The sequence below is a fragment of the Agarilytica rhodophyticola genome (assembly GCF_002157225.2).
Lineage (GTDB): Bacteria > Pseudomonadota > Gammaproteobacteria > Pseudomonadales > Cellvibrionaceae > Agarilytica > Agarilytica rhodophyticola.
The window spans coordinates 6,147,308-6,168,468 of record NZ_CP020038.1 but is presented as its reverse complement, the minus strand read 5'-3'; the positions used below and the strand labels follow the sequence as shown (position 1 = coordinate 6,168,468).

General features: G+C 41.4%; 17 protein-coding genes. 8 read left to right on the top strand and 9 right to left on the bottom strand.

Features of this window, described 5'->3' with window-relative positions; all coding sequences use genetic code 11:
- Position 1: 1 nt before the first annotated feature.
- Positions 2 to 1,555 carry a flavin-containing monooxygenase gene (locus BVC89_RS25505; protein ID WP_158658123.1) on the top strand — a complete coding sequence of 518 codons (1,554 nt, stop codon included), beginning with the start codon at positions 2 to 4 and terminating at the stop codon, positions 1,553 to 1,555.
- 147 nt (positions 1,556 to 1,702) lie between these two features.
- On the opposite strand, the gene BVC89_RS25500 is transcribed toward BVC89_RS25505, so the two are convergent.
- From BVC89_RS25500 to BVC89_RS25490, 3 genes are all read right to left on the bottom strand, one after another.
- A complete protein-coding gene (locus tag BVC89_RS25500; RefSeq protein ID WP_086933916.1) occupies positions 1,703 to 3,385 on the bottom strand; it encodes a response regulator in 1,683 nt (560 codons plus the stop codon).
- A gap of 164 nt (positions 3,386 to 3,549) precedes the next feature.
- Entirely contained in the window at positions 3,550 to 4,872 is a 1,323-nt protein-coding gene (gene argA / locus BVC89_RS25495; protein WP_425428338.1) for an amino-acid N-acetyltransferase, read from the bottom strand.
- A gap of 441 nt (positions 4,873 to 5,313) precedes the next feature.
- A complete protein-coding gene (locus BVC89_RS25490) occupies positions 5,314 to 6,105 on the bottom strand; it encodes a PhzF family phenazine biosynthesis protein (RefSeq protein ID WP_086933914.1) in 792 nt (263 codons plus the stop codon).
- A 193-nt stretch (positions 6,106 to 6,298) separates the two neighbouring features.
- On the opposite strand from BVC89_RS25490, the gene tfpB reads away from it, so the two are divergent.
- On the top strand, positions 6,299 to 8,095 hold the full coding sequence (gene tfpB, locus BVC89_RS25485) for a type IV pilus assembly ATPase TfpB (protein ID WP_086933913.1): 1,797 nt from the start codon (positions 6,299 to 6,301) through the stop codon (positions 8,093 to 8,095).
- 86 nt (positions 8,096 to 8,181) lie between these two features.
- Here the strand turns inward: tfpB and BVC89_RS25480 are convergent, their stop codons facing one another.
- Positions 8,182 to 8,364 (bottom strand): hypothetical protein, encoded by a 183-nt coding sequence (locus BVC89_RS25480; RefSeq protein WP_086933912.1) that lies wholly within the window; start codon positions 8,362 to 8,364, stop codon positions 8,182 to 8,184.
- A 157-nt stretch (positions 8,365 to 8,521) separates the two neighbouring features.
- Between BVC89_RS25480 and BVC89_RS25475 the strand changes: the two genes are divergently transcribed.
- A complete protein-coding gene (locus BVC89_RS25475) occupies positions 8,522 to 9,712 on the top strand; it encodes a BaiN/RdsA family NAD(P)/FAD-dependent oxidoreductase (RefSeq protein WP_425428337.1) in 1,191 nt (396 codons plus the stop codon).
- A gap of 80 nt (positions 9,713 to 9,792) precedes the next feature.
- Here BVC89_RS25475 and BVC89_RS25470 read toward each other — a convergent pair whose 3' ends face one another.
- The 3 genes from BVC89_RS25470 to BVC89_RS25460 all read right to left on the bottom strand — a co-directional run bounded on the left by BVC89_RS25470 (position 9,793) and on the right by BVC89_RS25460 (position 13,379).
- Complete coding sequence (locus tag BVC89_RS25470; protein ID WP_086933911.1) at positions 9,793 to 11,031, bottom strand: hypothetical protein; 1,239 nt, start codon at positions 11,029 to 11,031, stop codon at positions 9,793 to 9,795.
- Between the two features lie 443 nt (positions 11,032 to 11,474).
- The gene (locus BVC89_RS25465; RefSeq protein WP_086933910.1) at positions 11,475 to 12,836 is read right to left on the bottom strand and encodes a TolC family outer membrane protein; all 1,362 of its coding nucleotides are present in this window, start codon (positions 12,834 to 12,836) and stop codon (positions 11,475 to 11,477) included.
- A 138-nt stretch (positions 12,837 to 12,974) separates the two neighbouring features.
- A complete protein-coding gene (locus BVC89_RS25460; protein WP_086933909.1) occupies positions 12,975 to 13,379 on the bottom strand; it encodes a hypothetical protein in 405 nt (134 codons plus the stop codon).
- A gap of 412 nt (positions 13,380 to 13,791) precedes the next feature.
- On the opposite strand from BVC89_RS25460, the gene BVC89_RS25455 reads away from it, so the two are divergent.
- Entirely contained in the window at positions 13,792 to 15,975 is a 2,184-nt protein-coding gene (locus BVC89_RS25455) for a molybdopterin oxidoreductase family protein (RefSeq protein ID WP_086933908.1), read from the top strand.
- A 35-nt stretch (positions 15,976 to 16,010) separates the two neighbouring features.
- Positions 16,011 to 17,861 carry a DmsC/YnfH family molybdoenzyme membrane anchor subunit gene (locus tag BVC89_RS25450; RefSeq protein WP_086933907.1) on the top strand — a complete coding sequence of 617 codons (1,851 nt, stop codon included), beginning with the start codon at positions 16,011 to 16,013 and terminating at the stop codon, positions 17,859 to 17,861.
- 84 nt (positions 17,862 to 17,945) lie between these two features.
- Here the strand turns inward: BVC89_RS25450 and BVC89_RS25445 are convergent, their stop codons facing one another.
- Entirely contained in the window at positions 17,946 to 18,452 is a 507-nt protein-coding gene (locus BVC89_RS25445; RefSeq protein WP_086933906.1) for a hypothetical protein, read from the bottom strand.
- A gap of 157 nt (positions 18,453 to 18,609) precedes the next feature.
- Positions 18,610 to 19,008, bottom strand: coding sequence for a hypothetical protein (locus BVC89_RS25440; protein ID WP_086933905.1), 399 nt, complete (start codon positions 19,006 to 19,008; stop codon positions 18,610 to 18,612).
- 101 nt (positions 19,009 to 19,109) lie between these two features.
- Here BVC89_RS25440 and BVC89_RS25435 point away from each other — a divergent pair, with 101 nt between their 5' ends.
- Genes BVC89_RS25435 through cpdA form a run of 3 tightly spaced genes read left to right on the top strand, consistent with a single transcriptional unit; the run spans position 19,110 to position 21,092 of the window.
- Entirely contained in the window at positions 19,110 to 19,724 is a 615-nt protein-coding gene (locus BVC89_RS25435; protein WP_086933904.1) for an NUDIX domain-containing protein, read from the top strand.
- A 19-nt stretch (positions 19,725 to 19,743) separates the two neighbouring features.
- Positions 19,744 to 20,253: a DUF1249 domain-containing protein gene (locus BVC89_RS25430; RefSeq protein ID WP_245929233.1), complete on the top strand. Its 510-nt coding sequence runs from the start codon at positions 19,744 to 19,746 to the stop codon at positions 20,251 to 20,253.
- Positions 20,254 to 20,306: 53 nt separating this feature from the next.
- Positions 20,307 to 21,092, top strand: coding sequence for a 3',5'-cyclic-AMP phosphodiesterase (cpdA, locus tag BVC89_RS25425; protein ID WP_086933903.1), 786 nt, complete (start codon positions 20,307 to 20,309; stop codon positions 21,090 to 21,092).
- The last annotated feature ends 69 nt before the right edge of the window (positions 21,093 to 21,161 follow it).

Here is a 21,161-nt window from a genome sequence, read left to right as displayed (position 1 = left end):
TATGAAACGAAAAGTGGCTGTTATAGGTGCAGGCTTATCGGGGATCGCTGCCGTAAAAGAGCTGAAAGAAGAGGGGCACGACGTCACCTGTTTCGAAAAAAACCAAAGCTTTGGTGGTGTATTCTCAAATGACGGTTTTGCATATGATTCGTTGAACTTAACTGTTACAAACTACTTTATGGCCTTTTCCGACTTTGTACCAACTGAAGAGCGCATGAAGTTTTGGACTGCTAGAAATTATACCGATTACCTACGTAAGTACATGGATAAAAATGGCTTATTCCCACACATAAATTTTGGTACTGAGGTGAGTGCTTTAGAAAGAGATGGGACAAGCTGGTTAGTTTCCACAAAAACTCATGATGGAGTAGAGAAGCAAGAAATTTTTGACTCTGTTGCTATATGCTCTGGTATGTTTCAGGAACCTAAGATTCCTGATATTGAAGGTTTGGATACTTTCCAAGGTGAGGTCTATCACTCAAAAGATTATGTTAACAAAGAACCTTATGAAGGTAAGCGTGTGCTGTGTTTAGGGCTTGGAGAAAGCTCGTCAGATATTACAGCTGAAATCTCAACAGTAACAGATAAATGTTTTCTTTCTCTACGTCGTTACCCGGCTGTTGCTCCGCGAGTTATTCCATTTCAGAAGGATCCTTTTTTTACTATCGATACCTCTGTGTTTACTTCAAGGATTATTCACTATTTTCCTTATAAGGTGCACAAGCAGATAGTTGAAAGAATTCTTAGGAAGTCTCTTGGAAGTAAAAATCCAGCTATGGTAAAACGCATAGAGTGGACACGAAAATCTGGATCACCTGTGCATCAGGTAATTACTAAGAATGAGAGATTGTTTACTCATATTGTAGATAACGAAGTAGATACTAATTTCAGTGGTATAGAGCGACTGACAAAAGATTCCGTGATATTCAAGGACGGTCGTGAAGAGAAAATTGACACAATAATGTTTTGTACTGGGTTTAAAACAACATTCCCTTTCCTTGACTTGAAGATCGATAATATAAGAAATTTATACAAACAAATGTTCCATCACGACTATGATAAGTCACTGGCATTTATCGGTTTTGCAAGGCCTCACCAAGGTGGAATTCCCTCTCTTTCAGAAATGCAAAGCCGTTATTTCGCTCAGTTGTGTAGTGATAAGATGGAGCTTCCGAATCTAGCTGATCGCATTCAGCAGACCCAAAAAGATCGTTTATATTGGGAGAATGAATATCATATTACACCCCATATATCTTCTTTGGTAAATTATAATACCTATATTGATTCTCTTGCTGAATTAGTGGGCTGCAAACCAAAAATTCCTTCGTTTTTTAAAGATCGAAATTGGTATCTGAAAATGTGGTTTGGCACACAATTTTCTGCTCAATACAGATTAGAAGGCCCACATGCTAAGCCTGAAGAAGCGCGTAAATTTTTGGAATCTTTCCCAATACCTTATGCGAAGAAAAGGATGTATGCTTTGTTAATCAAAAAAGCGATGTACGAATTTATATGGCGTATTCTCGGCACGCCTTCGCATACACAACAAACCTAATAGTCCTTTAGTTGTTTGGCGGCATGGCTTTAATATGGCATACATATTGAAGCCGTGCGGCGCTTTAAGAAGCGGCTCTACAATTATATGGTAACGTTTTTCTAAGTGAACAATAGAGATGAGTGGAATTAGCGAAGTCCCTAGTCCCTAAGACAGCAGAGCATCTGGGTAATGCTTAGCTAGCTGCTTGGTAAGAAAACTATAACGTTTATATTGCTTGTGAGATTCACCAATATTACCTACCGCCCGTAAGCAGCGTTTTATAATAGCTTCATGTTTTTCGTTGAAGCCAGCATTTTGCGCTTGTGAGATAATGGCTTGTACTAGGTTGAGATTTAGGCCCACATGTTTGGGGTAGGTAACGAGTGCTTCACTAAATACGTTAATTGCAGCGTCAAAGTCTTTACTTTCGTAAGAGCCGATACCTTTCTTGGTAAGGCCTGAAGCGACTTTCTTACCCGCTTCGGTAATTGGTTCTCCAGTGATGCCGTCAATTACTCTCATAATATCTTCTTTGCCTTCATGACGAGCAGCAAGTTTGGTTAGCAATTCGCGAGCTTCTTCCTCTTCGTCCATAGCATGTAGTGAGCGTGCAAACTCAAGGCTTGCTTCTATCGGTGGCGAGGCTAAATCTTGGAACATCTTTTTGGCTTTATCGTGGGACTTCTGTGCTGCCGCTTCATTACCTTGTGAACTGTGTAACTGGGTTTCCACCATCTGTGCCTGCGCCATAACCTCGGGTTTTGAGGAATAACGTTTGCGTGCTCGTTCGAGAAAAGTACTAGCATTTTTAGCAAGATTCTTGGAGTCGCTAGAATCGTCTCCTTTAACTACGTCTGACACTTTGCGGGCATAATTGAAATAATCCTGCTCTGATTCATGGCACGAATTTAAGCCCCACTTAATCGATTGTTGATGGGACTTAAGCGCTACTTCATCATCGTGGTTTTGTTCTGCAAGGTCAGCAAGTTTTCTATGCCTGAGGATAGATTTTGGTGAAATTTTAGTTGCGCTGGCAGTACAATTTTGGGCCGCCAGCAAATCTCCTTTTGAGCTATGAACTTCCGCTAGCATGTCGTGCGCTTCTACGTAGCGCTCATCTTCTGCAATAATTTCATTGAGAACTTTTTCGGCTGTGTCAAAATGACCCATAGCAATTTGGGTTTTCGCCATACCAAGTTTCGCCCATATAACAGGTTTTTTACCAAGAACACTTTCGTACACTTTGCTAGCTTCTTTCATTTGTTTAAGTAGAAAGTGAAGCTGCCCTTTCATTTTTAAGCAGTCAGGAGCGTAGCGGTGTCCTTCTGCGATCATTCTATTGCATTCATCTAAAGCGTCTCTGTAATCTCCTTTTGAAATTGCGCTCTTTATATGTAAAAGAGATTCATGGCGAATAATAGCTTTGTTTAAACGTAATTTTAAAGAAGCTTCTGTATAGGGTTTGGTTATATAGTCATCAGGTTGACACTCTAGTGCGCCTAATACCATATGGCGGGAAGACTCTCCTGTTATCATAACGAACAAGCTTGTCATCATTAGCACGCGTAAAAATCGTACTTCCTCTAAAACCTGCTGCCCATCTTTACCATTACCCAGGTTATAATCACATATAACAATATCGTAACCTTTGCTGCTGCAAAGTTTTATTGCGTCTTCGCCATCGGCTGCGGTATCCACAGAGGCTGCGCCAAAGGTTTTTAATGTCCGGCTTAGTGACCCTCGAATCTCTGGAAAATCGTCAATAACTAAACATTTCTTATTGCTATAGATTTTTACGATATCGATTTGTTTGAGATCTTTAGGATCTTGATTTAGCAATGGATTCATAGAGCAGATTCATAAATAGTGCCTAATTAGATATAAGTTTAGGCAATAAATCCTTAATCTGCTGATTTAGATACTCAATGGCGCTTTAAGATAAATACACGAACAGGCTTTTATATATCTAAAAATATAAAAGCCTGCTTTGCTTATAGTTCTTCAAGAAAGTTTTATTCTTGTATTTGTTTAATAAAAACTTTTGATTTTCGTTGATAATTGTATAGTGAGCGTCGCTCCACGGGTAACATATCAACATGAGTTTCAGTGAAGCCTTGTTCAATAAACCAGTGAGATGTCTGCGTGGTGAGAGCGTATAGCTGCTTGATGGAAAGTCTAGAGGCTTGGCGCTCAATATGAGTTAGTAGTTTGGCGGCTCGCCCATTTTTACGATAATTCGGATGTATGGCGACACATGCAAGCTCAGCAGCGGCATCTGACTCCATTGGGTAGAGGCCTGCACACCCCACCAGAAGATTGTCTTTCTCCATCACAGTAAAGTAGCTGATTTCAGTTTCAAGCCTTTCTCTTGAGCGTTTAACTAAAATACCTTCTTTCTCAAGCGGAGCAATGAGATTGAGGATTCCACCCACGTCCTGGATACGTGCACGTCGTATAGTTTCATAGTTATCTCGATAGACCATAGTGCCAGATCCATCGCGAGTAAATAATTCTTTGAGCAGTGCTCCATCTTCTTCTGAGGATATAACATGTGCACGTGATACACCTCCATCACAGGCTTTATGACATGCACGTAAGGAAAAATAAGTATTACTCTGGTTTCGGTGTTGTTTATCAACCAGGAATTTTTCGCATTTAAGTAGAGTCATTTCGCGATAAACTTTCTGTTCGCTATCGACAATTTGACCATCGTCGTTGTAGGCAATGAGTTTGTCTGCCCCAATTTCAACGGCCACTTGTACTGCGATATCGGCAAAAGAAAGATTAAACGACTCGCCGGTAAGGGAGTACCCAAGGGGAGAGATTAGGACTAAATCTTTTTGGTTTAGGGCATCTAATAAAGCCGCGGTGTCTACTGCACGCACCGTTCCTGTATATTGATAATCGACACCATCAATAATACCGCGTGGCATGGCAGTGATGAAGTTGCCAGAATGCACACGCACTTTGGCGCCGTGCATTGGGGAGTTTGGCATACCTGAAGAAAAACTGGCCTCTAACGAAAAGCGAGCTGCGCCTATCGCTTTAAGAACTTCTGGTATGTCATCTTTCGTTGTTATTCTAAGTCCATTGTAAAAAGAGGAAGTGATATTTTTGAGTGCCAGCTGCTCATCAATTTGGCGTCTAGCGCCATGCACAATGATCAACTTAACTCCTAGGCTTTGCAGTAATACCAAATCACTGACGATATTCGCTGTAGTATTTTGTGCCAGGCAATCTCCTGGTAGCATGACCACAAAAGTTTTTCCGCGATGGTTGTGTATGTAAGGCGAAGATTGTCGAAACCATTCAACGTATTGATGTTGTTCTGCCATAATGCGAATGCTCAGCCATTATTTATTAAAAATTAGTCACTAACTAGTGCGTATCTTAACGTGAGTCTCCTGCATTTTTTGATAGCATCAACAGGAATACTGTGTCATAAGTGTAAAATAAAATTACCTTAGATTACTATCCTAATAAAGGGCGCCTCTAAATAATTGGTTTAGACCTCTGAACGGGTCTGTCGGGCTTTAGTGCAAGACGGATTGCGCTGCGTAAGGCTGGTGGCCTTTTCAAGCAATCCAACGTCGCAATAAAGCCCGCCGGGCCACGCCCTTTGGGGCATATCGAACGATCCATGCACGGTGTTAAAATTTTTCAACAGGCCACCAGCATGCCTCAAAATTTTGCATTGTGCATGAACCGCTCGCTAAGCCAGAGGACGAAATCCAATTATTAGAGGCGCCCTAAAGTTAGGAGTACGATTACCTCTCTTATTTAAGATAAAGCGAGCCGATTAAAGCAGTTTTTGCAGCGCCTGCAATATGCACACGGTCACCGGCAAAGGTAACATTGACATCCCCACCTCTTTTAGACATTTGACGAGCTAGAAACTTCTGCTTTTTAAAGTAATCAAAATAGTAAGGCGCAAGTTCTGTATAGGCTGAGCCAGTCACTGGGTCTTCATTTACACCAACAGCCGGAGCGAAGAAACGGCAGACAAAATCATAACCGTTACCATTGCCTGGAGCCGTGGCAATGACGCCTCGGTAGGGTAGTTTGGCTACTTTGCTAATATCCGGTGATAAAATTTCTATTTCTGTGGCATCACTGTAAACTACGATCAAATCGTCGTCCGCTAGCGCTGAAATTGGATTGCCGCCTAATGCATCGATCATTTCCTGCGTTAAATCCAGTGGTTTTGGGGGGTTAGCAGGAAAATCTAAGGATATGTAATTTGCGGATTCTGGACTGGCAATTAGTACTCCACTTTGCGAATAAAATCGAATTGGCTCTTTCTTGTGATTCAAGTGCTCGTACAATACATGGGCTGAAGCGAGTGTTGCATGACCGCACAGTTTTACTTCGGTGGTGGGAGTGAACCAGCGTATTCTGTAGCCATCATTTTTTTTTACCAGGAAAGCTGTCTCTGCTAAGTTCATTTCTCCAGCAATTGCTTGCATCAAGACATCAGGCAGCCAGGTGTCTAGTACACAAACAGCGGCTGGATTGCCTTCAAAAATAGCATGTGCAAAAGCATCTATCTGGTAAATCTCAAGTTTCATATAGCTTGCACCTTAGTACATGTATTGTAGATTTGAAATATTGTGCCCTAAATACGGTATCTTTGTTTGTATATTTTTTTAGCAGAGCCAAAAAGGTGCTACGGGGTTAGGAACTAGGTTTCCGGATCAAGACTCTTGTGAGAATGTGGTAAAGTTATTTCATGTATAAAAATGGCAGCATTTAGGAGCTGGTATGGCAACAATATCATCATCATCCACGATCAATGTGGAACGTTCATTGAATCTCCGTACTGTATTGATGGAACTTGCGGATGAAGGGATCATTGGACGGCGTGATGCCAACTTTTTAATGGGTGAACCGCGTTCAAAAGAGCATGCGGCCATGCACATACTTACTTACATTGCTGCACAAAAGCTAGATAATAAGCAGTTGGATGGGAAAATCGTTGATGAAATGTTCCTGACAGACTGGATATCGCAGAAGTCAGGCTTACCTATCTACCATATCGATCCGATGAAAGTTCCTGTGGCTAAAGCCTGCAGCATTATGTCTTATGCTTTTGCAAAACGCCATGGCTTGCTATGTGTGGACTATACCGCTGATGAAGTCGTTATTGCAGTGACTGAGCCTTATCTTATGCAATGGCAGGAGCAGATCAGCCAAACTGTTCAACAACAAATTCGACGTGTTATTGCCTCGCCTTCAGAAATAGAACGCCTGCGTGTAGAATTTTACTCGCTTTCTAAGTCAGTATCTGGTGCTGAGGAGGGTGGCCCAACCAGCCGCTCCAGTGGTATTGTAAATTTTGAACAGTTACTTGAGCTAGGAGCGTTAAAAGACCCAGAGGCGAACGATCAGCACATTGTTAATATTGTTGATTGGTTGCTTAACTACGCCTTTGATCAGCGTGCTAGCGACATTCACATTGAGCCTCGCAGGGAAAAAACACGCTTAAGGTTCCGTATCGATGGCATTCTCCATGATATCTATGAATTCCCTGCAATGGTTGCTATCGCCATTATAAGCCGCTTGAAAATTCTCGGTAGAATGAATGTTGCTGAAAAAAGAAAGCCGCAGGATGGTCGTATTAAGACCAAACGCCCAAATGGTTCAGAAGCAGAATTACGCTTGTCGACGCTGCCCACCGCCTTTGGTGAAAAAATGGTGATGCGTATTTTTGATCCGGAAGTGTTGTTGCGTTCTTTTGAGGAACTCGGGCTAAACGGTGATGATTATAAACGCTGGAATGAAATGGCTCATCGTCCGCACGGCATACTGCTTGTGACCGGGCCTACGGGGTCGGGAAAAACTACCACTTTATATTCCACTTTACGCAGCCTTTCCACAGATGAAGTTAATGTCTCGACGATTGAAGATCCTATCGAAATGGTCGAGGAAAGCTTCAATCAGACTCAAGTTCAACACAATATCGATTTGGATTTTGCAGCTGGAATTCGCACGTTACTGAGACAAGATCCGGACATTATTATGGTGGGCGAAATCCGTGATGTTGAAACGGCAAGAATGGCAGTGCAAGCGGCGTTAACTGGGCATTTAGTAATATCGACTCTGCATACTAATGATGCACCGACAGCGATTTCGCGGATTTTGGATCTGGGTGTTCCCAGTTATCTGATTAAATCTACTTTACTGGGTATTATGGCCCAACGTTTAGTACGTGCACTTTGCCCTCATTGTAAGAAAACCTCAGAAGTAAAGAGCAAAGATTGGGATGACTTGGTTAAACCTTGGAAAGTAAATCGCCCTAAAAGTGTGTGTGAGCCTGTTGGTTGCTTAGAGTGCAGAAACACTGGTTTTCTAGGCCGACAAGGGATATACGAAATCTTAATGTTGAGCGAGAATCTAAAGCAGCTCATAAGTGATGATTGTGATTTAATTAAGCTGCGACAACAGGCCATGCGAGAAGGCATGAGGACATTACGATTATCCGGTGCACATAAGGTTGCTATGGGCCTAACCAGTTTATCTGAAGTATTGCGAGTAGCTCCGCCACCTGAGGATTATTAGCTGTTAGTGCTAACAGGCTCTAGTCTAAATCAAACACGTATCGTTATCGATTTTAGATCTGATATCTATTTGATGCAGTTAGCGTCTTATGGACTGCCACTCATTACTAATTGTGTTGGGCCCTGCGCGTTCACTGCGATAGAAATAAACATACCTGCGAGCAGGATAACTACCGCTGCCAAAATCCAGCCGAAGCCAAAATTTTTGTCTGAATGATAGTCATCTTTAATAATCAAATGCTTAGGGGGTTTGCGTCGATCAAAGCACATAATATTTTCCTGTTGTAGAGTTTTTGGGCTTATGGAAAATATTAAATCACTCAATCAAGGCACATCTGAGTATAAATATGGCAAAATTATTCTAATTTATGTCTAATTATGGCATTAGATCATCAGGCGTTAGAACGATATATAGGTAGAGGAAAGTTTGAGCAGCAAAGTAATACATGTGGATTGTGTCATTCTTGGAGGAGGAGCCGCTGGGCTTATGTGTGCAGCAACTGCTGGCTACAGGGGGCGTAATGTGCTTGTTCTTGATCACGCTAATAAAGTTGGTAAGAAAATATTAATGTCCGGAGGGGGGCGTTGTAATTTCACTAACCTCAATATCGATGCAAGTAACTATTTATCAGATAATCTGCACTTTTGTAAATCAGCCCTAAGCCGCTATACATCTTCTGACTTTATCGAACTTATTGATCGTTATGGCTTAGCTTATCATGAGAAAACAAAGGGCCAATTATTTTGTGATAATTCTTCACGAGATATACTAAATATACTTCTTGAAGAATGTCGCAATGCCAATGTGGAAATTAAAACTAAGTGTGCAGTTAAGGCCATTACACAAACGGATAATGGCTTTTTACTTATATCCGATATGGGAAAAATACGCTGCCAGTCACTGGTTGTGGCAACCGGAGGCTTGTCTATTCCTACTATGGGAGCTAGTGGCAAAGGTTACGAAATTGCCAAACAATTTAATATCACATGTACTGCTACCCAGGCTTCACTAGTTCCATTCACTTTACACGATGAGTGGTTGAAAATTGCGAGTAACTTATCTGGCTTATCTGTTGATGTAGAGGTCTCTTGTGGTAAACAAAGTTTTCGCGAGGCTTTATTGTTTACGCATCGTGGTTTGAGTGGGCCTGCTATTTTACAGATTTCCAACTATTGGCATGCTGGAGAAAGTGTCACCATTGATTTTTTACCAGGAGATAATATTAGCGAATTATTAGCGCAGTGGCGTGCTTGTGGAAATAAGTCAGAACTTAAAAATCTATTAGCAAAATATTTTCCTAAACGTTTTGCTCACACATGGCTTGAACGCCATCTCGTTAATAAACCAGTCAATCAATATTACGATGATGAAATCGAAAGGCTCGCACAATGTTTTCATCGCTGGCAGATCATCCCTCCTGGAACAGAAGGATATCGAACAGCCGAAGTCACACGAGGCGGTGTTGATACCAATGAAGTTTCATCTAAAACATTTGAAGCTAAACAAGTTTCGGGTTTGTATTTTATTGGTGAAGTATTAGATGTAACAGGTTGGCTGGGAGGCTTTAATTTTCAGTGGGCTTGGGCTAGTGGTTACTGTGCGGGTCAGTATGTGTAAATTGTAAAAAACTGACCCGTACATTCTCTAAGCTTAATTATCATGCAAGAAGGTAGGTTCTATAATACTTTGGAAAAAGCCTAGCTGTTTGCGGGCCTCCTAGGCTTTTTATCTTCTGGATCAGAATCGCTATCTGTGTCAAAAGAATAAGGTGTCACTAGTTCTTTATGATGAGAAGATAGATTCCCGCTCTTTCCTAATGCAAATTGATGGGCTATATCCTTAGCTCTTGATATAGCTTCGTGTGAATCTGAACTTAGAGTATTATGAGCGATATATTGTCTCTCTCCTGGAAATGCACGGCCAACTCGAGATGTTGCCCGATGCAATACAGCTTGGTTGGATTCAGGGTTAAAGAAACCTCTCTCGGAAGACTTTGCCACATGTTCAACTTCATTACATGTTGCACATGCGACGAATCTTCCTGCCATTGGAACGATGACATTAGATGTGTCTTCTATGCCATGATTTTTTCTTACAGATTGGAGTGCCTGTTGGCCTTGCGTTGCAATATACTCTTGTATATTTTGTTCCGCGTGTGTGGTTTCCCTTGTTTTTTCATCAGCGCTAGACTTTAAAGGGGCATGTATCATTATGCTGCTAGAATCGCCATCTTTCAGCTTCACGAGTGCAGCTCTAATATCTTTTAACATATTAACTGCTTGACTAGCGATTTCTTCGTTATTGAGATTGGTATTGTGAGGAACACCTACATCTTGCCGTATTTCTCTTCGCATATTCCTGACGATGCTTTTCATGCGGCTATCGGAGTCTACAAAATCATTAAGTTTTGTTGCGTGCCTATGTTCTCGGCTATCATATACATCTTCCCAATCGTTGAAGTCTGCGGGCCTATAGCTTTTTTCTTCGGCACGATAGTCTTTGTTAAGAGACTCCTGAAGTGATTGAATTATCTTGTCACTGTGAAAGTTTGATGAGATATGTAAAGTACCATCTAATACTGAACATTGAACTTCTACCATATTTAAGCCCGATGATTTAGCTGCGGTAAAAACAGCTGAAGCAATATGCCGAAGTTCTTTATTTACTCTGTCAACCCCTTGGTATTTTTTTGCATTTGGGGTGCTTATCGGTGATCTCATCTCTGCAATTTCATTCGCTGTTTCTTTGTCAATAAAATATGATGCTCTTTCGTTTTTTTGTGTAAGAGATGAGGATGCATTTTGTATGAAAAGTGGTTGAGTTTCAGAAGCTGAATTTGTTTGTTGGGCTTTTCGTATTTGAGCTGGAGAGGTAGTTCCCGATAACCTCGAATGGCCACTTTGAGATGGCCCAATATTTTGGCGGTAGTTATACATTTTTCGCTGAACCTATTTTTGTTGATATTATTAAATGTCGTCTTATTAACTAATTTAAATATATTTATTTGATTGGTTGGTGACACTATCTATTTGTTAGTTCACTTATGTTTGTGCATAAATAGGTAAATGTTATATTTTTGAATAAATTTTATTGTGTATGTTTTTTTGTTAACAATATATTGTGGGTAAAAATGTATGCTATAGAAGTTAAATAGGATACTTTAACTTCCCGGCTTGTATTCATAGTTGAGCGCTTTAAATGTGCTTTCGTTTTATGGGCTACAGAAATTTAGTACAAAGTCTAGGAAATGACCATAGCCGTGAGCGGCTATGGTTTGGTATTGATCGCGAGAACTAAAGAGCGTTCTGTATGAGGTGTATGCAAATACTTAATTAAAAGATAAGTACTATTATATTATCTAATTTAGCAGTAAAATCACTTACTGAATTTCACGATTGACTTGACGGCTTGTATCCAGCCAGTTATCCAGTTCTACAATATCTTTTTCAGTTAAAATACCGGCCACTTCTTTTAAGCGCAGTGTATCTTGAATATAAGTGTAGAGTGAGTCAGAGTAGTCCCTTTGCGCGGTATACAATGTGCGCTGGGCGATTAATACGTCTACTAAATCGCGGGTTCCAACTTCATAACCGGCTTGGGTTGCTTCCAAAGCACTCTGGCTTGATGTAATAGCCTGTCTTCTTGCTTTGACAGTAGCTACGTCGGTGACAACGGTCAAATGAGATGAGCGTGCATTCTGAATGGTATCTCGTCTAGCTTGCAGATAATTTTCCTTGGCTTCGTAGTAGCGCTGTGCTGCTTGTCTACGTGTTGCAGATACGCCGCCACTAGAGAAAATGGGAAGTCTTAAATCTATAGATACACCACTACTTGTTCTATCAACATTAGAAAAGTTATTGACGTCATTTGAATCAGAGTAACTTAAGTTTGCTTCAACAGTAGGTAGGTGGCCGGCTCTAGCTATTTTCGCTGATTGTTGTGAAGACTTAGAACGCAGCGAAGCTGCAGCTAGAGTAAAATTATTATCCATCGAAAATTGAACCCATTCTTCACGATCGATAGGGCTTGGCGGATTGATCGGGAAGTCTTCTTTTAACGGAGCTAAGTAGCGATAGCTATGCCCGGTAATCACTTCTAATGCTTCAAAAGCAATCCCTACATTACCTTCTTGTAATAACCTGCGCGCCAGTGAATTATCATAAGAGGCCTGAGCTTCGTGAACATCAGTAATAGCCGTTAGACCTACCTCAAAACGTTTACGCGTTTGCTCAAGTTGGTGGGAGTTGGCGTTTTCTTCTGCTCGTGCAGTCTCGAAGTTATCGACTGCTAAAAGCACATTAAGATAAGCCTCCGCTACACGTCTAATAAGTAATTGGCGAGCAGCTTCATATTCAGCGTGTGCTACTTTGCTATCTAACTTGCCTCGTTGGTATGTATGCCATGCAGCCATATCAAATAGTGGCTGAGTAAGAACAACTTGGTATAGCGTTGATTCTGAATCGGCGGGATCTGTATTAACTGGTTGGTTAAATCTAGTACCACTTTCTTCGAGCTCACCTTCGGTTTTATTTGCCGTACCCACTACTTGTGGCAAAAGTCCTGCTCGGCCTCTGTTCTTTTCTTCCTTGCCCGCAAGATAGGCAGCTTTTGCGGCTCTAAACTGGTGATCATTCTGGAGTGCTTGTTGATATATCTCGTTAAGTGTTTCCCCATGTGAAAAGGATGACACAGCAATGGTCAAAAAAGCGGCGGTAAACGCTTTATCGATAATATTACGCATTAGGATTTCCCTAAAAGGTCTGAGTGATATTTATGCAAAAGGCCGCTCATTGGTGAGATGACCGGCTCCATATAAGACAAAATGTTCTAAATGGGGTTCATCATACCTAATTAAAAGTGAATGTAGGATTAATTTACGCTAAACGTATATGTCGATGAGACGAAAGTCGGAATTTTGAGTCGCTACGCTGGCAAAGGCGCGTGTAGCTGGATTTTGGGATTGATTAATGACGAGGGGCTTGAGCTCGGTTACGTCATTTTCATTTTCGCGGATAATTTCGGCACGGGCGGGTTCTTGCAATACTCTATTGGCGTTTGAACGAGCATTTTGATTGACTACTTCAACCCTGCTGTTTCGCACATTACCTTCGATAACTGTACTCGCTCGTTGCTCTCCTTTTGAGTGATCCAGTTCACTATTGGTATTGATTTGTGTTGGGGCGCTTTTTTGCCTGCTAGCGTCATCAGTCAGATCGCGATTACTCGCGTTTTGCAAATTTGTGCGATAAGCAATAGATGAATGTAATGACGCGTTTAATTCCATTGTGTTTGTACTAGCCTACGATAGACGAACAGTTTTGAAGGTGAGCCTAGAATCTAATATTTTTATAGTACTAAGGTAAAGCCCTTGCCAGAAAATATGTTGATTTTTGCGACAAAACGCAAATCAGTCCACAATTATCTCTACTTCTATTACTACTCCGAAACTCTCTGTCTTTTCCCGTTAAGACTCTTTACTTCAGACCTAGTGGCACATTTCTTGTTGATATCTTCCCATATTAAGGATTTCAGCCCTGTTTTGGCATAAAAAGCCCCTGGGTGGTGCCTTTTTAATTTTTAGTGCTCCGTATCGATGCTTTTTTCAGCGTACCAAACATCCAATAACTCTGGCTTAGAGGATTAACTGAAAGAAAGAGCACCAAAATAACTCATATAAAAATATCCAGGGGTGTTGCGTGTTATTTGGTCGAAAAAATCGTAAGCCGATAAAAATCGTCGATAAACAAGTGCAAGAGTGGAAATATGCTGTGTGTGGATACTGTTCCACTGGTTGTACTATTGAAGTAGGTCTTAACTCTGAAGGTAAACCTGTTACCAGTCGTGGTAAAGGAAGTGCTGATGTCAACAGAGGGAAATTGTGTATTAAAGGCTTATTCGAACACGAACTGTCTGATTCTAGTGGCCGTGGCACTGTGCCGTTATTGCGAGATAAGGTGTATGAGCCCTATCAACAAGCAAGTTGGGATGAAGCTCTAGATAAGGTTGCCTGTGAATTTCAGAGGATTGCACAAACCTATGGCCCCGATAGTATCGCTGTCGTTTCTACCGGACAGCTGTTGACCGAAGAGTTCTATACCCTTGGCAAACTAGTGCGTGGTGTTATCGGCACCAATAACTATGATGGCAATACCACGTTGTGTATGGCTTCTGCTGTGTCTGGCTATAAGCGCTCGTTTGGCTCTGATGGCCCTCCCGGTTGTTATGCTGATTTCGAGGAAACCCACTGCTTAATGGCTTTTGGTTCAAACCTCCCTGAGCAACATCCTATTATTTATTGGCGTTTAAAAGAGGCGCTAGAAAAACGTAAATTCCCTTTAATTGTGGTCGATCCACGTGTAACTATGTTGGCGCAATTTGCCGATATTCATCTCCCTATTACACCGGGTACTGATCTTGTATTACTCAATAGTTTGGCTCACGTAATCTTGCATGAAGGTCTGCAAAAGCAAGATTACATAGATGCTCACTGCAATGACTTTGCTAGCTTCAAAGCTGTGGTAGATAAGTATGATCCTGTTACCGCCGCCAAAATATGTGGCATCGATGAAGATATGATTCGTCATGTGGCTCGTATCTACGCCAACGCACCTTCTGCTATGTCTATCTGGACAATGGGAATCAACCAAAGTACTCATGGCAGTGATGGTGTATGTGGTATCAATAACCTGAACCTTATTACGGGTAATATCGGTGTTCCAGGTGGTACCAGTCTATCTATAACCGGGCAGTGCAATGCCATGGGATCTAGAGAATGGTCTTCCTGTTCAGGATTGCCAGGCTATCGTTTACTTGAAAAGCCTGAGCATAGAGATGAAATCGCTAAATTCTGGGGAGTCGACCCTGAATTTTTCCCGAAAAAGCGCGGATTGCAACAGACCGATATATTTCCTGCCATAGAGTCTGGGCAAATTAAAGCTCTATGGGTAGTGGCGACCAATCCTCTAACTTCCATGGCTAATCAAGGACGAATTAAAAAAGCGATGGAAAAATTAGAGTTTACTGTGGTGCAAGACGGCTATGCTGACTGTGAAACCGCACACTATGCCAATGCCTTTTTGCCTGCTGCAGTGTGGGGAGAAAAAGAGGGAGTGCAAACGAATACTGAGCGTCGAGTTAACATCGTGCGTAAGTTTGTTGAGCCTCCTGGTGAGGCAAAGCCTGATCACTGGATTTTTAACCAAATTGCCAAACGTTACAAGAACGCTGAAGGGATTCATTTTCCTGAGACGACAGAAGAAATTTTTGATGAGATGAAAGTGCTATCCAAAGGCGAAAAGCGCAATCTCGATATCTCTGGTATGAGTCACGATTTAATCCAAAAGCAAAATGGCATTCAATGGCCAATGCGTGAAGGGGAAGAGCAGGGAAATCCCCGTTTATATGGCGACGGTGTATTTCCCACGGCGAATAGCAAAGCCAATCTTATGGCAATGGATTACATTGAAAATAATGAAGTACCCGATGAGCATTTTCCTTTTTGGCTAAACAGCGGTCGTGTGGTAGAACACTTCCACACACGTACTAAAACAGGCAAGTTAGGTAACTTAAATAAATTTAGCCCCACCGCTTATATGGAAATTAACCCTGATGCCGCTAAAGAACTCGGCATCAGTAATATGCAATATATTCGCTTGGTGTCAAGAAGAGGCGATGCAGTAGTTATCGCGCAGCTTACCCAACGCGTGGCGAGAAACTCAGTATTTATTCCCATGCACTATCATGACTGTGTCAACCGTTTATCTCTTGGTTTGTTAGATCCTCATTCACGTCAGCCCGCTTTTAAACAATGTGCTATTCGCATTGAGCATATTGATCAACAAGAAGCTGCCAGGATCAATGTTGCACGCAGAGAATTTTAATTAGCCGTAAGGGAAGACTAAACAGGTAGAAACTTATGTGGAAAGTTCGTGACGATGAACCTCAATACGCGTTCTTAAGTGATAAAGAAACCAAACAAGTTAATTATTACGAAGCGCCAATTGATCTTATCGCCCGCTCTGGGGGAGAGAGTCCTAGAGAGCGTGAAATGCGGATTAATGATAAGCCGGGTGTGGGGAGCAATCCAAATCGTAATAAACAACACGCCTTTCACTTTACTGCAGACAACTGTATTGGTTGTCATGCCTGTGAAGCGGCATGTAGTGAAAAGAATGATAACCCTCCACATATTAGTTTTCGCTCGGTAGGATATGTTGAAGGTGGTACATTTCCTGATTTTACACGCATGAATATATCCATGGCCTGTAATCACTGTGATGATCCTGTGTGTTTAAAAGGCTGCCCTACCAGAGCCTATACCAAGCACGCTGAATATGGTGCTGTATTACAAGACCCCGAAACCTGTTTTGGCTGTGGCTATTGTACATGGGTGTGTCCGTACAATGCGCCGCAACTAGATCCAATTAAAGGCCAAGTATCGAAGTGTAATATGTGTGTGGATCGTTTGGAGGTCGGTTTAAAGCCCGCCTGTGTATCGGCTTGTTTGGGCAATGCGTTAAACTTTGGCGTTGTCGATAACACACCGGAAAATCGCGAGCAAGCGAAAGTACATATCCCTGGTTTTCCCGATCCAGAAATTACCCACCCTAATATTCGCTTTCAACAAAAGAAAAAAATTCCAGACGTTGTTTCTCGCACTGACGGTATGCCGGTCAAATATCACAAACAGAATGATGGTAATTATCGTCCTGTGGTTGATCAAAAAAAGGGTAAAGCGAGAGCATGGAACCTCGCAAAGCTGAGTTCGCGAGAAAATCCTCTAGTTGCTTTTACGCTATTTGCGCAAATTTCTCTGGGTGCGTTTTTCTTGGTTTTTATAGGCTCAATGCTTGGTGTTAAAAGTCTCACTGCTTTAACACACTCTGTTATCTATGTGCCTTTAGTTGCGGCATGCACTGGTTTGTGTGCCCTGGCTTTGCTGATGTCGACTGTCCATTTGGGCAAACCATTTCGGGCATATAGAGGGTTTAATAATCTAAGACATTCACCTGTATGTAGAGAAGGATTAGGTTTATTTCTATATTTAATTTTTAGTGGCTTATATATGTTAAGCCTACTACCTGAAAATGCTGTATTTCAGCGCTTTTTTGCCAGTGAAATATCTCTTGGGGCTATACCTTCTATTTTGGGTGGTATAGCTGTGCCTGCTGGAATAGGTGGCCTCTATTTTATGTATCGCTGTTATCGTATACCTGCAAGGCCTTTTTGGAATCATTGGCAAAGCGGAACGCATTTTGTGGGAAATGCTTTAACACTAGGTGCTTTGCTTGTGTTATGTGTTGCAGCTATAGGCACTTTGTTTGAGCCGTTACCCATATCTTCCCTTATCTCTGTTTGCGCCACTGTAATGGTAATAGGAATGATATTAGAAGCTATTGGTTTATGGTTCCATGCAAAGGATATGAATGTAGCGCCAAATGAAGGGGCAGCCTCTTTTTATATTCAGTGCACGACTTTTGGTAAGTCCTATATCGCTAGGAATACATTGCTAGTTTTAAATATTGTATTAGTGGCTGGGCTTACCTTCTGCGATTTTAATGGGATATTGGCCATTAGCTTATGGGGATTAACAGCTCTTTCTATACTAAGTGTTGCTATAGTAGGACGAGCGCTTTTTTATGTATTAGTTATCCCGACCACCATGCCAGGCGCTTTCTTTTGGAAAAATAAAGATTTTGAACAACACGCTCGCGATATAGGCTTGGCTCATTTACCGCAAGTTGGTGTAGTTATGAATTCTCACTAAGTAAGTAATTTAGATTCGGGCAATCTTGTTTAATAAACAGGATGACCCGAATATTGTAGTTATGTTAAAAAGTTAAACAATCAACTAATTTGGAAATTGAGGTGAGCAACAGACAAAAGAATTTGTCGAGTTACAAGAAGAATACTTGCTTCTATTTGATTCAAAATAGGTTTCAGTAACGTAGGAAGTATAACCTCCTCCGTAAAGCGTATTATCAAGTGTCGAGCAATTCTGTGTGAAATAATTACTTTTCGCTATTCCCCCAGCATGCCAACCACTATTAATAGAAATATGGCATACCGAATCTAAATCCGATGTATTACTTGGTAGTGGAACCATAATCAGGGAATGGTTGTTGTTGCCAACAAGCGCACTGTAACAAACAGGCCTAGCAGCATTAATTGCTTCTTGGTTAGGTGTGTCTGCAAGTGCCTGCATTTTTTTTAATTCAACTGCAGTATTGAATTCAACTTCAGATGATGGAGATGCCAATACTCTTTCAATATTATCTTGCCCCTGAAAATTCTCAGCCTGCGCACCCTGAACGGCGAAATAGAGTGCTAGACCTAATAAATATTTTGACCTTCTCATAGCTATTATCCTTGTATCAATTAAAGAAAGTAAAATAATTGACTTGCTGCGATATACAGCCGCGCACAATAGATATGATTCAAGGCCTTAGCTCAACATGAGTTAGAGTGCCATGGTATAGATCGGAAAGTTATGACAAACCTAAGACCTGTTACAATTAAGACTGATCTGTAGTTCCCACTGTTGGCGGAGTTGTTCTTGCTACCCATTCCCACCACTCATGGTCTCCTTGTTTTTCGTCCTGTGTTTGATAGACATCCCAGGTCGCGAAGTAGTCGGGGTTTGTAATTAACGTGTTACCATCTGTGTCTCTATAAACACCTTTTGGTGCTTCAAACCATGCGCTAAGTGAAGGTGGAATTACAAAGACCTTAGCGCTATTGGTGCTTTCTGAGTCACTATTGGTTTTTGCAAAAAGTTCAATAGAGATACCGTTCTTATTGTCAACATTGACTACTGTGCCTGCATGTTGCTGTTGTTTTATTAACTGGTTAGCAGTATCGAAATAACTTATACCTAATAAACAGCTTTTTTGGATGAGATCTTCTAGTTTCATTTATGGTGATGACTTTGTGGGATAGAATGTCCTGGTTAACAGGCCCTGAAGCGTTATATTAAACAATCTGTACAAGAAATTTCATTTAAAAAGGCGTATGTATGCCCAATAGTAAGCCTAAATTTGGTAGAGATGATGTCAAAGTTGACTCAGACCAAGTTGTTTTTGACGGCTTCTTCAAAGTTAATGAAGTCAAGCTCAAACATCGATTATTTGATGGTGGTTGGAGTGATGATGTAGTCCGTGAAGTCTTTCATCGCGGCGAAGCTTCTGCTGCGATACTTTATGACCCAAAGAATGATATTGTCGGGTTAATCGAGCAGTTTCGGGTAGGTGCTCTGGATTCACAATATGGCCCGTGGTGTTTAGAAGTTGTGGCTGGCATGCTTGAAGAGGGGGAGACCCCAGAGATGCTTATACGCAGAGAGTTGAAAGAAGAAGCAGGAATAATAGATACTGAACTTATTCACATCAGTAGTTACTATTCAACCCCTGGAGGGTGTGGTGAGAAAATACATCTTTATTGTGCATTATGTGATTTGAGTAATGCAGGGGGGATTCATGGCCTTCCAAGTGAGAATGAAGATATCTTATTACATCTTTTTTCTGCTGAAGAAGTATTTGCTGTTATGCTTAACAGTAGAATGAATAATGCAGCTACCTTACTTGGTCTGCAATGGTTGCAAATTAATCGGAAATCGCTAAAAAACGATTAGGTGTGAAGGTATATTGAGTGTGATTGCAGTAAAACCCGTCAAACGTAAGCCGCTATCTGTCGATATAGGCGGGCATCATGCTTTGTGTGAAATGAACTTTCACCAACTCATCAGTCTCTTGCCCGGTATTAGGAAGGGGGTCGAACACTGGTCATTTGCAGCAGGGCGTGATGATTTAGCTTTTGATGTTAAGATGTCCGTAGTTGAAACTGCTCGTTATACAAGTACTATAAAAATTGAGCAAAATCACCAAAATTTAGAAACGCCATGCATAGTTGTGCGCTTGTACCACGACGTGAATATGGCAGAAATTATATCCTGGGATAATCATCGTTATTGGTTACCAGAGTATTCTTACCCTAACAAGAAGATGTATCATCCGGATGAGAAGCTCGCACTAAATAAGTTTTTGAATGAGTGGTTAAGTTTTTGTAGAAAGCTGGGGCTGCAGAAAAGCAAAACTGTGATGCAGTTCTCGCAAAATGCAAATAATAATGCACTCTTTGAGACATTGAAGTCCAAACTATAGAAGATACAATTAATAAAATTAGCAGCTATAAAGAGATATTGAAGTAGGGAAGCATGCGCCCATTTCATTTATTACAAATTACTGATTGCCATCTTGGTAGTCAGCCCGGAGAACAGCTACTGGGTCTCGATACAGACGAGAGCTTTCGCGACGTTTTGCAATTGTTAAAAACACGCGAAACTCCTGACATTATCGTGGCATCTGGTGATATCTCTAACGATAGCCTCGTGCCATCATATGAGCGATTCATCGCCTTTGTTCGCGAATACTTCCCGACAACCCCCTTGGCATGGCTCCCAGGTAATCATGATGATCCTACCAATATGGATTTGGTGGAAGAATTACCTATCGAAGCCCATTACCAGGCAGCAGGTTGGAACCTTATCTTCCTAGATTCACGAATTCCCATGGAAGAAGGAGGGGATTTAAATCCAGATGAACTTCTTCGTCTTGAAGCAGAATTATCCAAGCATGCCGATGTACCAACATTGATATTTTTACACCACCAGATTGTTAATGTCGGAAGTGCCTGGGTTGATCAATATGCAGTCAGAAATAATGACCTATTTTTTGACATTATTGATCGTTTTGACAATGTTAAAGCTGTTTCTTGGGGGCATGTGCACCAGGAGTTTAGTGGACGTAGAAAGGATGTTGCACTCTATGCGACCCCTTCAACTTGTGTGCAATTTGTACCAAATCAAGATGAATTTCAGGTGCATAGAGTTATGCCTGGTTACCGTAGTTTCCGACTTTATCCCGACGGTAGCTTCACCACAGAAGTACATCGTATCAAGGACAAAGCCTACTCGATTGATTTCGAGGCGAAGGGTTATTAATTATTATCATCGATCCGGCAGAGATTTATGCCGGATTAACACTATCCGAATGAATAAGATCCCCTTTAA

What these genes read in the sequence shown, in the direction of transcription:
- BVC89_RS25490 (WP_086933914.1), bottom strand. Translation starts at nt 6,105, where the DNA reads ATGAAACTTGAGATTTACCAGATAGATGCTTTTGCACATGCTATTTTT.
- BVC89_RS25435 (WP_086933904.1), top strand. Translation starts at nt 19,110, where the DNA reads ATGCCCAATAGTAAGCCTAAATTTGGTAGAGATGATGTCAAAGTTGAC.
- BVC89_RS25440 (WP_086933905.1), bottom strand. Translation starts at nt 19,008, where the DNA reads ATGAAACTAGAAGATCTCATCCAAAAAAGCTGTTTATTAGGTATAAGT.
- BVC89_RS25445 (WP_086933906.1), bottom strand. Translation starts at nt 18,452, where the DNA reads ATGAGAAGGTCAAAATATTTATTAGGTCTAGCACTCTATTTCGCCGTT.
- cpdA (WP_086933903.1), top strand. Translation starts at nt 20,307, where the DNA reads ATGCGCCCATTTCATTTATTACAAATTACTGATTGCCATCTTGGTAGT.
- tfpB (WP_086933913.1), top strand. Translation starts at nt 6,299, where the DNA reads ATGGCAACAATATCATCATCATCCACGATCAATGTGGAACGTTCATTG.
- BVC89_RS25450 (WP_086933907.1), top strand. Translation starts at nt 16,011, where the DNA reads ATGTGGAAAGTTCGTGACGATGAACCTCAATACGCGTTCTTAAGTGAT.
- BVC89_RS25480 (WP_086933912.1), bottom strand. Translation starts at nt 8,364, where the DNA reads ATGTGCTTTGATCGACGCAAACCCCCTAAGCATTTGATTATTAAAGAT.
- BVC89_RS25460 (WP_086933909.1), bottom strand. Translation starts at nt 13,379, where the DNA reads ATGGAATTAAACGCGTCATTACATTCATCTATTGCTTATCGCACAAAT.
- BVC89_RS25505 (WP_158658123.1), top strand. Translation starts at nt 2, where the DNA reads ATGAAACGAAAAGTGGCTGTTATAGGTGCAGGCTTATCGGGGATCGCT.
- BVC89_RS25470 (WP_086933911.1), bottom strand. Translation starts at nt 11,031, where the DNA reads ATGTATAACTACCGCCAAAATATTGGGCCATCTCAAAGTGGCCATTCG.
- BVC89_RS25500 (WP_086933916.1), bottom strand. Translation starts at nt 3,385, where the DNA reads ATGAATCCATTGCTAAATCAAGATCCTAAAGATCTCAAACAAATCGAT.
- argA (WP_425428338.1), bottom strand. Translation starts at nt 4,872, where the DNA reads ATGGCAGAACAACATCAATACGTTGAATGGTTTCGACAATCTTCGCCT.
- BVC89_RS25465 (WP_086933910.1), bottom strand. Translation starts at nt 12,836, where the DNA reads ATGCGTAATATTATCGATAAAGCGTTTACCGCCGCTTTTTTGACCATT.